The sequence below is a fragment of the Daejeonella sp. genome, from assembly GCF_049655485.1.
Classification (GTDB): domain Bacteria; phylum Bacteroidota; class Bacteroidia; order Sphingobacteriales; family Sphingobacteriaceae; genus Daejeonella.
This window is the reverse complement of record NZ_JBASJU010000095.1, coordinates 1-11,948: the sequence shown is the minus strand read 5'-3', so window position 1 is coordinate 11,948 and position 11,948 is coordinate 1. Positions and strand designations below refer to the sequence as shown.

General features: G+C 45.4%; 9 protein-coding genes. 3 read left to right on the top strand and 6 right to left on the bottom strand.

Features of this window, described 5'->3' with window-relative positions:
- The 3 genes from WBJ10_RS03935 to WBJ10_RS03925 all read right to left on the bottom strand — a co-directional run.
- On the bottom strand, positions 1 to 2,746 hold a 2,746-nt coding region (locus WBJ10_RS03935; RefSeq protein WP_424288249.1), incomplete at its 3' end, for an error-prone DNA polymerase.
- Positions 2,746 to 4,248, bottom strand: coding sequence for a Y-family DNA polymerase (locus WBJ10_RS03930; RefSeq protein ID WP_424288248.1), 1,503 nt, complete (start codon positions 4,246 to 4,248; stop codon positions 2,746 to 2,748). The genes WBJ10_RS03935 and WBJ10_RS03930, both read right to left, overlap by 1 nt.
- A 1-nt stretch (position 4,249) precedes the next feature.
- Positions 4,250 to 4,990 carry an ImuA family protein gene (locus WBJ10_RS03925; RefSeq protein ID WP_424288247.1) on the bottom strand — a complete coding sequence of 247 codons (741 nt, stop codon included), beginning with the start codon at positions 4,988 to 4,990 and terminating at the stop codon, positions 4,250 to 4,252.
- A gap of 169 nt (positions 4,991 to 5,159) precedes the next feature.
- Between WBJ10_RS03925 and WBJ10_RS03920 the strand changes: the two genes are divergently transcribed.
- From WBJ10_RS03920 to WBJ10_RS03910, 3 genes are all read left to right on the top strand, one after another.
- Positions 5,160 to 6,281 (top strand): sensor histidine kinase, encoded by a 1,122-nt coding sequence (locus WBJ10_RS03920; protein ID WP_424288246.1) that lies wholly within the window; start codon positions 5,160 to 5,162, stop codon positions 6,279 to 6,281.
- A 164-nt stretch (positions 6,282 to 6,445) separates the two neighbouring features.
- Positions 6,446 to 6,694: a hypothetical protein gene (locus tag WBJ10_RS03915; RefSeq protein ID WP_424288245.1), complete on the top strand. Its 249-nt coding sequence runs from the start codon at positions 6,446 to 6,448 to the stop codon at positions 6,692 to 6,694.
- Positions 6,695 to 6,711: 17 nt separating this feature from the next.
- Positions 6,712 to 8,151: an alanine/glycine:cation symporter family protein gene (locus WBJ10_RS03910; RefSeq protein ID WP_424288244.1), complete on the top strand. Its 1,440-nt coding sequence runs from the start codon at positions 6,712 to 6,714 to the stop codon at positions 8,149 to 8,151.
- A gap of 542 nt (positions 8,152 to 8,693) precedes the next feature.
- Here WBJ10_RS03910 and WBJ10_RS03905 read toward each other — a convergent pair.
- From WBJ10_RS03905 to WBJ10_RS03895, 3 genes are all read right to left on the bottom strand, one after another.
- Complete coding sequence (locus WBJ10_RS03905; protein ID WP_424288243.1) at positions 8,694 to 9,911, bottom strand: porin; 1,218 nt, start codon at positions 9,909 to 9,911, stop codon at positions 8,694 to 8,696.
- Between the two features lie 138 nt (positions 9,912 to 10,049).
- A complete protein-coding gene (locus WBJ10_RS03900; protein WP_424288242.1) occupies positions 10,050 to 10,697 on the bottom strand; it encodes an NAD-dependent epimerase/dehydratase family protein in 648 nt (215 codons plus the stop codon).
- Between the two features lie 408 nt (positions 10,698 to 11,105).
- On the bottom strand, positions 11,106 to 11,948 hold an 843-nt coding region (locus WBJ10_RS03895; protein WP_424288241.1), incomplete at its 5' end, for a PfkB family carbohydrate kinase.

Genomic DNA, 11,948 nt, shown 5'->3' with positions numbered 1-11,948 from the left:
GATGAGCTTTCAGGGATAAAGAAGTTGTGGCATAATCCTGAATCACATGTTCTGAAGCAGGCATCAGCGGAAGCGAGATTTGAGTTTCAGTCACACTCTCTGAAGGCTGGCCCGCAAACAAAGCCTGAGGCATATCCGAAAGTGCAGACACCTCCCATAAAGCCTGCCGGCGATCCAGCCCTAGGGACCTGAATGCATCCGCATCAGCCAGCTTCTCAAGCCCTGCCTGCGATACACCCGAATCCCGGAGTTCTGCTATTTGCTTAAAGCTTCCCTTTCTACCCAGTGCCAAAGCTTCGGCATCATCCTGGCGAAGGCCGCTAATCTGTCGGAAGCCCAGACGCAAAGCAAAGTATTGTCCTGCCTTTTCTTCCAATATATTATCCCACATGGAATAATTAATATCCACCGGCCGGACTTCAACCCCATGCTTACGGGCATCAATAACGAGCTGTGCAGGCTGGTAAAAACCCATCGGCAGACTATTGAGGATGGCCGCCGCAAAGACATCCGGATAATAACATTTCATCCAGGAGGAGATATACACGAGCAAGGCAAAACTCACCGCATGGCTTTCAGGAAAGCCATAACTACCGAAACCTTCGAGCTGTTTAAATACACGCTGAGCATATTCAAGCTTGTAGCCCTTGGAAGTCATTCCATCTATAAGCTTTTTCTCGAACTTACTAACCAGGCCATGGGCTTTAAAAGTTGCCATGCTACGCCGCAGCCCATCGGCTTCCGCGGGAGTAAATCCCGCAGCTACTATCGCGATCTCCATGGCCTGTTCCTGGAATAATGGAACGCCAAGGGTCCGGCCCAGGATCGCTTTTAATTCTTCAGAGGGATACTCAATCGGCTCCTTACCATTGCGCCTTCTTAAATAAGGGTGGACCATGTCGCCTTGAATGGGCCCCGGACGAACGATGGCGACCTCTATCACCAGGTCATAAAAGGTTTGGGGACGCAGACGCGGCAGCATAGACATTTGAGCCCGGCTTTCAATCTGGAAAACCCCGATCGTGTCCGCATGGCTTATCATATCATACACTTTCGGATCATCCTGCGGAACATTTGCCAGAGTAAAATCACGGTCATAATGCTTTTTAGCAAGATCAAATCCTTTGCGGATGCAGGTAAGCATCCCTAAAGCCAGCACATCGACCTTCAAAAAGCCCAGCGCATCAATATCATCCTTATTCCATTCAATACATGTCCGGTCTTCCATACGGGCATTCATAATGGGGCAGAGATCGGAGAGCTTACCCTGGGTTATTACAAAACCTCCTGTATGCTGACCCAGCTGCCTTGGGAAGCCCATCATCTGGCTGGTGAGTTCAAGGGTTTTCCGTAAATGGGCATCCAGCGGATTAAAGCCCTGCTCAATTAGGTGCTTATCATCAAACACTTCGTAATGATGCCAAACCGAACCAGATATCCGGTTAATCGTGTCGACCGATAATCCCATTACTTTCGCTACATCCCGAACAGCACCTTTGAAATGTAATTGAGTAACTGTAGCGACGATAGCAGCCCTGTCGCGGCCATACTTCTCATAAATATACTGTATCACTTCTTCGCGGCGCTCATGTTCAAAGTCGACATCAATATCAGGTGGTTCATCGCGGGCATCCGACATAAACCGGGCGAAAAGCAATTTGAATTTGGTTGGATCCACGGAAGTGATTCCCAGGCAATAGCACACAACCGAATTAGCAGCAGAGCCACGTCCCTGGCAAAGGATGTTCCTGCTTCTTGCAAAACGGACAAAGTCGTGCACCGTAAGGAAATAGCTGGCCAGGTCTTTCTTCTTCATAAAAGCCAGTTCCTCAATAATCTGGTCCTCCACTTTCTTTGGAATCGTTTCTCCAAATTTCTCCTTCGCACCCTCCCAGGTTAGAACATGCAGCTCTTCCATGGGAGTGCGTCCTTCTGTCGTGAGCTCTTCAGGATATACATATTTGAGGCTGCTGAGGGAGAACTGGCAGGCCTCTGCAATTTCGATAGCATTCTCAATGGCCTCCGGATATTGCCGGAACAGGCGAAGCATCTCTTCAATAGGTTTAAGGTGCCTCTCCGCATTCTGGTGCAGGCGAAAACCCGCGGACTGGATTGTACACTTTTCCCTGACACAGGTCAGTACATCCTGCAGTTCACGCCGCGCAGGTTCATGGTAATACACATCGTTTGTAGCAACAAGCTGGACACCCATTTCTGCTGACAAACGGGAAAGGCGATAAAATCGTTTTTGATCATCTCCCAAATAGGAACGAACAGCAGCGAGGTAGAGTTCAGTCCCGAAAGCTTCCCGATATTCCCTTATTTCATGTAGATAGTTAGCTTCAAATTCAAAATTTCCTGTAAGAACCGGCGGAGGAATGGTAATAAATTTTATACCCTTACTATGCTCATAAACATCTGCTTTATATAAAAAACACTGGCCCTTTTCAGCCCTTCGGTTTCCCAGGGTCAGTAATCCCGAAAGCAGGCTATATGCCTCCTGATTGGTTGGATAAGCCAGTAAACCGGGCCCATCAATGAGGTCAAGCCGGCAGCCCGGAATCAAGCGAATGTCTTTCAATTTAGCTGCGGTATGGGCACGAACAATCCCCGCCAAAGTATTACGATCCGTCAGGGCAATGGCTTTATATCCATAAAGAGCCGCTTGCTCAACCAATTCCTCCGGATGCGATGCACCCTGCAGGAAACTAAAATTGCTTGTTACTTGTAATTCGACGTAGCTCATCAGGCAAAGAATCCATGTATAAACCATTCGTTAGAACCATCCCCATTATAATGCCCGGAGCGAAATAGCCAGTAGCGCTGCCCATTCTGGTCCTCCACATAATAATAATCGCGGTGCTGCCCGCTCTCCAGCCACCATTCCCGCTCTATACGCTCAGGGCCATCCGCCTTCTTCACATGATGGACCTTTTCTTTATAACGAAAAAGCATGGGAGGATAATCCGGTATAGGAGCCGTTACCTCGATCTGTTCGGGACGGGCTAATAGCTGAACCGGACGGGGTTTATCACTCCGCCAGCGTATGGAAGGCTTATCCTTTATAGAAGAAGAAATCCGTACCGACCGTTCAGGCCAATAATGCTCATCTGGCAGATAGCGGTGGATTTTATCAGGACCCACCTTGCCCGCCAGCCTGTCGAGCAGTTCTGCCAGTGTTACATCCTCCAGCCCTGGTTTGCCCGCCCATAAAGCTTCCTGCTGAGGCGGGATATCTTCTACTTTAGGGGCTTCAAGAACAAACAGCTCAATCCCCAGGGCAGGCTCGAGAGTCGATATCTTTAGTTCAAATAACTTATACAGATGCTGCACGGTATGCGATGCCAGATTGGTTCCAATATCCATCTGCACCACTTTCCCATCAATTCGGTATCCTTTAAATATAGCCGTGCGAACTCCCTTTCCTTCCTGATGCAAGCGTTTACACAGCATTTCGAGTAATGTTCTGAGCGCGATTTCGATTCCAGTGGCAGTTCTGATGGGCTCCATGCTTGCTAAGCGTTCCTGATAAGGTTCTACCGGTAGCAAGCTTTGGATGGGTTCCTCCTCATTTCCCAGAGCCTGATCCAAACGCTGTAGCAAAAGAGCCCCAAAGCGCCTTCGAAGAACAGAGCGGGGTATACTCATAAAGCTGCTGATAGTCCGAAACCCCAGTTTCTGCAAACGCTCCAATACTTGTAATTCGAGCCGGAGAGCAGCAGGGGGCAAGGAGAGTAAAGCATCGGAATGACCCTTACTCTCAATAATAGGTTTTACTTTTCCGTATCGGGACACGGCCCATGCCCCACCGATCGTGTCGGCCATGGCAGCCCTGACATCATAGCCTTTGCTTCGCAGACGCGTGACTATTTCTCTCAGGTATTCTCTTTCCCCACCCCACAGGTGTGCACAGCCCGTAATGTCAAGAATGACCCCATTAGGTGGATCTACGGCAATAAGCGGAGTATAACGTATACACCATTCGCCCAAACCCTTTAGCAGTTTATTTCCCTTGCCGGGGATGTCATCAATAATTTCCAAAGAAGGAATAATAGCCCTGGCATCGGCAGCAAGCATTCCCGGGACAATCCCTTCGGTTTCAGCGAGGCTATTAGAAGCGGTTATCAGCTGCCTCCCATGATCTTTAATTACAATGACGAAAGGTATATCACGCAGTTCAGGCCGGCGGAGGCTGAGCCAATCCGTCAGCAAATGACGGAACCAAATGGTGACAAAACGCTTTTGCATATTATCCGGCTTTTAAGCTTTGTGAGGATACAATAACTTCGGTTTGTTCAGCAAGCGACTTAAATCGGCCTCCCGACCATTCTACTTTCCAGGTACCCGGGTTCCCGTTGCGAACTTTTAATAATTCTACATTCCATCGCGGAAAGCCAACACCCGGCATGCCATTTTCCAATTCACTTGGCAATTGGGTAATATTCCATCGGGCCACACAGGCGGTGGCGCTTAGCTTTTTAGGATCGCTGCGTAGAACGAAACCGGTTACGCGGCTTTGTTCAGCTGCCAATTGCAAGCGGCGGGTGTGGGTAAAGCTTATTTCTTCCACCTCCCCTATGACAGCGGCCAGGCCTTTGCATTTCAAGGCCTCTTCCATCGCCCACAATACATCCCGCTCACGTTTAAGGTCGATAAAGATCATCTGATCGGGTTCAACACCGAATATTTTTAAAGAGGGAGGGAAAAGCGTACGCCGCATACTAATCCACAAACAGGCACCCCCATTCTGCATGAGATGATTAAGGAGGCCGCCTATAAAACCTCCATTAGCGGCCGACTGCTCAGGCCCAATACTCAGAAATTCATGGATGGCCCCGGTAGGGAAAACTGAATTAGGAAAAGCTTCCTCAATAGGGCCAAGGCCAAAGGAATCTGCCGCATCTGATACCGGGGGCGTATAGCCCTGCATCAGCAAAATGCTCTTTTGCAGCTTATTAATTAAGTCCTTCTTTGTCTCTAGTACACTCATGATGAAAAGCAATACAAAGATAATGCTAAAAATATTAGTATTACCAAGCCTGTTGAAATAAATAATGAATGTGTTTAAATGTGGTGTCATAATCGTCACCATCACACAATTCATGCATAAAAAGCATTTTGTATAACTTATTGTATATTTGAGGGATCCTTAGAAGAAAATGCAAAACCCTGTTCCAGAAAAGATTATTAGTGACTCCCACCGGCAGGAAGTTATCACCCAGTATCAAATATTAGATGCACCGAGAATAGCCATCGAAGCGGCAAATGTAGGCACCTGGCTTATTGACGAAGCCACTCGTGTATTTATTAGCTCCGCTCGGGTAAAAGAATTATTTGGATATGAAGCAGGCCAGGAACTCCCTTTTGAAGCTGCTTTGACGTTTGTTACCGAAAAGCACCGGGGAAAGATTGCAGTAAGTTTAGAAGAAACCTTCAAGACCGGCAAACCCTATCATGTTGATTTCTCCGTTACAGGCCTGCCTGACCGAAAGTTACGATGGGTAAAAGCTGTTGGGGGACTATACAAGGATCCGGAAGGTAAATTAACACATATCGCCGGGGTGATGATGGATATCACTGAGCAGAAACAGAATGAGCTGCGTAAAAACAAGTTTATAGGCATGGTAAGCCATGAGCTGCGAACACCCCTCAGTTCTTTAAGGGCTTATGTTCAAATCCTGCACGCCTGGGCAAGGAAAAAAAAGGACCATTTTACCGTAGGGGCTTTAGCTAAAATGGAGCGCCAGGTAAAAAAGATGGGTACTTTAATCAATGGCTTCCTAAGCCTCAACCAGGTGGAATCGGGCAATATCAATCTTAACTTAAAAGATTTTGAATTAAATAAATTGATCGAAGCGGAACTCGAAGAGATAAGGCTTCTTAACCCGGGCCGCACAATTACATTTACTCCAAAAGAGACAATCGAAATACAGGCTGATCCTGACAAAATCGAGCAGGTGCTGATTAATCTCGTTTCTAATGCTATAAAATATTCCCCCGGGGAAGTCTTAATTGAAATCACTACTGAAATTAAAGACGAAATGGCCGAGGTTAGGGTTAAAGACGAAGGTTTCGGTATTGCACCGGCAGATATGGCTAAACTTTTTGAGCGATATTTCCGTGTCGAAAATAAACATACCGAGCAAATCCCCGGCTTTGGTATCGGTCTTTACCTATGCTCCGAAATTATCCGCTTGCACCATGGTAAAATATGGGGTGAGAGCGAGCCCGGTAAAGGTTCCGTTTTTTGTTTCCAGCTTCCGCTAAAGGTCAGGGCATAACAAAGAATTAAATCTAATTAGCATTTCCATATACCCCCTGAGGGTATTGAAAGTCAGAAAAACCGATTGCAACGAATTTCCTTCCGGGATTATTGCCTTGTAGCAGAAAAAGTTTTAGCTTTTTTTAGAATTCCTCTATCTCCGTAAAATTTATTTTGCTATCATTGAAAATTAACGCTCTCATAGATATGACTTCTTTTGAAATCGAATGCCCGCAGTCTTTTGAGGACTGTAACAGGCTCGATGTGTTTGCTGAACAACAGACAGATTATTCTGAATTCCATTTAATAAAAGAGGGTTGCCTCATATCGATAATACAGAGGCACAAGAACGGAAGATGGCAGAACAAAGAAGGAAAAGAACTGACCGTAGAGGAGCTGGCCTTCATCAGCAGCGAGATTGAGAATAATTAAAACATTCTTTTAGATATATGGAAAACATCATTGGTGATATAAATAATCTGGTATGGAGTAATGCACTGATCGTTTTATGCATTGCCGCAGGGGTATATTTTTCTATTGTTACCCGATTTGTCCAGGTCAGGTATTTCAGGCATATGATCGACCTTTTGTTTAAGGGCAAAGCTTCCGCAAAAGGTGTAAGTTCATTTCAGGCATTCTCTATCGCCATTTCCGGGCGAATAGGAACCGGTAATATCGCAGGTGTTGCTACCGCGATCGCCATGGGCGGTCCCGGGGCTATTTTCTGGATGTGGTTAATCGCCTTTTTAGGAAGCGCATCTGCATTCATAGAGGCTACCCTGGGGCAAATCTACAAGGAAGTGCACGACGGACAATATCGTGGCGGGCCATCTTATTATATCGAAAATGGACTGGGTATTAAATGGTATGCGGTTTTATTCGCCGTGGCAACCATATTAAGTACCGCTTTTTTATTGCCTGGAGTTCAGAGCAATAGCATCGCGCTAAGCATGCAGAATGCCTTTGACGTGCCGGTGATGTACACCGGTTTAGGAATAGTCATTTTACTGGGCCTGATCATCTTCGGTGGCGTTAAGCGTATTGGGAAAGTAGCGGAAATTGTGGTTCCGTTTATGGCGGGGGCGTATATTCTTGTTTCCCTGATCATCATGGCTGTTAATATTGAACAAGTTCCTGCTATGTTTTCTCTGATCATCAAATCTGCCTTTGGCCTGGAACAGGCATTTGGCGGTGTATTTGGTTTGGCGATATCCTGGGGTGTAAAGAGAGGAATCTATTCCAATGAGGCTGGCCAGGGCACAGCTCCGCATGCCGCAGCAGCCGCTGAAGTAAACCATCCGGTGAAGCAGGGCCTGGTGCAGGCGTTTTCTGTATATGTGGATACGCTTTTCGTATGCAGCGCAACCGCCTTCATGATTTTGAGCACAGGTCAGTATAATGTGATCAATCCCGATGGAGGATTCATTGTAGAAAATATTCCTGGTGCGCTGATTGGCGCGGAGTATACCCAGTTTGCTGTCAATACCCATTTCCCCACGCTGGGGGCAGGATTTGTTGCCGTATCCCTCCTATTCTTTGCCTTCACGACTATCATGGCTTACTATTACATTGCAGAAACCAATTTGAGTTATCTGTATGAAAAAGGAAGCAAAGGCGTCATATGGGCCTTAAGGTTCCTAATTCTGGCTTCTGTGTTTTACGGTTCAGTTAAGACTGCCGAGGCCGCCTGGACACTAGGCGATATTGGGGTAGGAATCATGGCCTGGCTTAACCTGGTTGCCATCATTCTGCTTCGTAAACCTGCTATTAAAGCGTTTAGGGATTATGAACAGCAACGGAAGGCTGGGGTGGAAGAGCCGGTGTTTAATGCAAGGAAACTCGACATTAAGAATGCTGAACTCTGGGAAGCGAAAGAGGAACGAGAATAAGTCGATCAATTAATTTTCAGCCATTGTAAATGAGATAGTTAAACAGCCTTTACTGATCATTGCAAGCAGGCAAAATTTACCAGAATTCTTGTCTCTCCAAGAGCTGTAAGGAACTGGTAAATCCTGGATTATACTATCGAAATTGCCGTCGAAGAATACCGCAAATACCATACACTTACATTTTAAAACCGCAAACTATTGCAGTAATTCTTCTATCTTATCTCAGGGCTTAGACAGGGTTAAGGAAGGGTTAAGACAGTGCTAAGGAAGCACTTGGTAAAATGGTGGGGAATTTGCGGGTTTTGTGCGGGAATTAAATTTGGAACTGTTATCACATATTCCACGAATTTAACTGCCAAGAGCGCAAAGTACAACTGTCTACCAGCAGGCAGGCGCAGAGGGCGGAAAGAATAATCCTAAAGGCAGGCCCAACAAGCAACGGGGCTAATACTTTGCATCCGTTGCGAAATCCTTCGCGCACTTTCCGGTAAAATAGGCGTTTTGCAAATCACTTTCAACATCAGGGCTCGCACTCGCATTCCTCAAAAATTAACCTGTGCCTGAATCCTCAGAAGTCTCCCCGACTGGAGATTATCCCGAAGAACATAATCTTCAAAACGTCGTCGTGACATGGTATAGTGGCAAACCAGCTCAAACTGCGGCACAGGCTGCCATTCCACACCAATTTCGAGTTCCCTTACGTGATATTTACGGGCATCAAGTTCATGTTTCTTCCCTCCATCATAATAATGTGCGCGTGCAAAAGGGATGATAAGCTGTTTACTAATCCTGTTTAAATAGGAAAGCGTGATGTATCCGCCGCTCAATTTACTGAGTTCCACAGAATCAGTTTGCTTGTTAAAAGCAGGACCGCGCCCAATATTATATTCTGCCTGTATACCAAAGGGCTGCGGATACAGCACAAAAGTACCCGCCAAACGCTGGTCGGTGTAATTTCGTGTTGAATTTACTTTTACACCACTGCTCATCTGCGCCTCTTCCAGCTTATATTTTCCGCTGTATCCTTGCAGTGAGGTCTCAAAAATTTGCTTGCCTGAGTTAAACGGATAGCTTATCCGACCTACCCAGTGCCTGGTGTTATTGGCCTCAGGTTTATTTGCAGTTTGCCCGTTAAACGCGCCAAATCCGACGACCCCGTAGTCACCTGAGCCTTTAAGCCCGGCTTTTACAAGCATGGCATATTGCTTCCTAACCCTATCGGGAGCCCAGTAAAAAAATGCGCCCAGGTCTCGCTCATTGGCCATGGCGCTATTTGTCCCATCCGCTCTGTCTAGTGGAAGTCGGTTCTGACTTGACTGCATGTTTTCAAAACCATACGGAATTTTACTTTGTCCGATCCTTATGCGGAATTCATTTTTTTTATCGAAACCGAGGTCAAGGTAGGCGTCTCTAAGCTGTCCAAAATGCAGATTGCCTGATGAAACAGAGCTTGCAAAATCAGGCTGTAGATAGAAATATACCCTCTTATTAATCTGACCTGAAAAAATTAATCGCATCCTTCGAAGGAAGAAGCCTCCATTTTCGCCCCAGCTCTTATCGCCCTGTTCATTTTTCAATAATGGATTAGTCTCCAGTAAACGATTATATCTGACCTGAATATACCCCCGGACACTAATCGCATCGTACCACTTCTGTTGAATGACGGTATCTTTTTTCAATAGGCTGTCTGGCTGGGCAAATAAGGATGATGCACTAAAAACACACAAACATAAAATGGATAAATTTCTAAAACCACTCATAAAACCGCAATGTTAAAAAATTGTTAATTATCCCTCACGGTTACAAAAATGTTAAGTTAGTGTTAGGATGAAGTTATGAACGTATTAATTTAATGTTAAGTATCAGTTAGGTCGAAGCTGGTAGTACAGGGCAGAAGATTAAGATGCCAGAACTTTAACATCCCCAATCTCCAGCACCCGCTTCTCATACCCCTTCGTAATCGTATTAATCATCGCCTGCCCCACCTCGTCAAGTGTAAGAGATTGCTTAGGAATCAAATGAGGAAGAATGGCAATAAACGGCTTAAAGAACCAACGTACATTTTTCTGCCCTTTTACCGGTTCCATAAATCCTGGGCGGAAGTTATACTGTCCTTTGAATCCGAGAGCCATCAAGGCATCTTCAGTACGGCCCTTGACCCGCTGCCACATCTGTGAACCGGTTGTTTTGGTGTGGGCGCCGGTAACGAAATTAAACACCAAATCAGGATTGATGGCGTATAATACTTTCGCAAAACTTAGGGTGGTATCGTAAGTAATGCGGGTGTAGTCGGCTTCGTTCTTCCCCACCGAGCTCACGCCTGCACAATAGAAGCAGCCGTCAAATCCTGTAAGCTGGCTGTCGTAATCCGCTAGTTTGTTGAAATCGCTAACAAGGAGCTCTTTTAGCTTGGGATGAGATAAGTCATAGGGCTTACGGTTGATCATCAGTACCTGTGCGATCTCATCGCTCTGCAGGCAATGAAGAAGCACACCCTCGCCTACCATGCCGGTAGCGCCGGTGATTATTACTTTTAACTGTTTCATATTGCATCTTTAATGTACGGAATGTTTATTCCTTAATCAAGACTATGCAATAGGAAATAGTGGAACGTATTACTTTTCCGTTTCAAGTTCCTCAATATTCTGTTGCATAGCGGCAAGGTGATTACCAAAGCTCACTTTATACACCCTCTTGGCAATCAGATGACAAATTGGGGTTATGACAATTACCAACACGATGAATATGATCCCAACATAAAATGTCTGCAAATAAAAATAGGCGGCTATTTAGCCACCTATTATGTATTTGTTTAACCTTCCCGCCTATGCGTCATAATCCTATGAATCATATCATCCTATGAATCCTATCATCCTATCCATCCTAATCCTTTAATCCTATCATCCTATGAATCCTATTCCAGACAAAATCCCATTCCAGACAATAATCCTATTCTATTTCTCGATCACAAAACTACTCAGATGCACAAACTGATCTACTCTTTTAGCAATCTGCTCTTTAGTCAGATCCTTGATCTTATCCGTTCCAAACTTCTCAACGCAGAAAGACGCTAATGCAGAACCATAGATGATGGCGTTCTTCATGCTTGCGAAATTAATAGTACCTACTTGCGCCAGATATCCGATAAATCCACCAGCGAAAGTATCGCCAGCACCAGTTGGATCGAATACTTCTGCCAAAGGCAATGCCGGAGCAGAGAAAATTAAATCTTCATGAAACAACAAAGCACCGTGTTCCCCTTTTTTAATGATCAAATACTTAGGGCCCATTTTAAGAATCTTATTGGCAGCTTTAACTAAAGAATATTCACCTGAAAGCTGACGTGCCTCCGCATCATTGATTGTTAATACGTCAACATTGTTTATTACTGCTAAAAGATCATCCAAAGCGATGTCCATCCAGAAGTCCATCGTATCTAAAACGATCAATTTAGGACGTTTTTTAAGTCGGCTGATCACAGTTTGCTGAACTTGCGGGGTAAGATTGCCCAACATTAGGTACTCACAGTCCTGATAGCTCTCCGGAATGATCGGATCAAAATCTGCCAGAACATTCAGCTCAGTAATAAGAGTATCACGGCTGTTCATATCGTTATGATATTTGCCAGACCAGAAAAAAGACTTCTCACCTTTTTTAATCTGCAGTCCTTCCGTATCTATTCCGTGATCATTAAAGCTCTTAATATCAGCCGAATGGAAGTCTTCGCCAACCACACCAACGATTTTAACTTTATTATAAAAGTACGAAGCCGCAAGGCTCGCATAGGTAGCAGCACC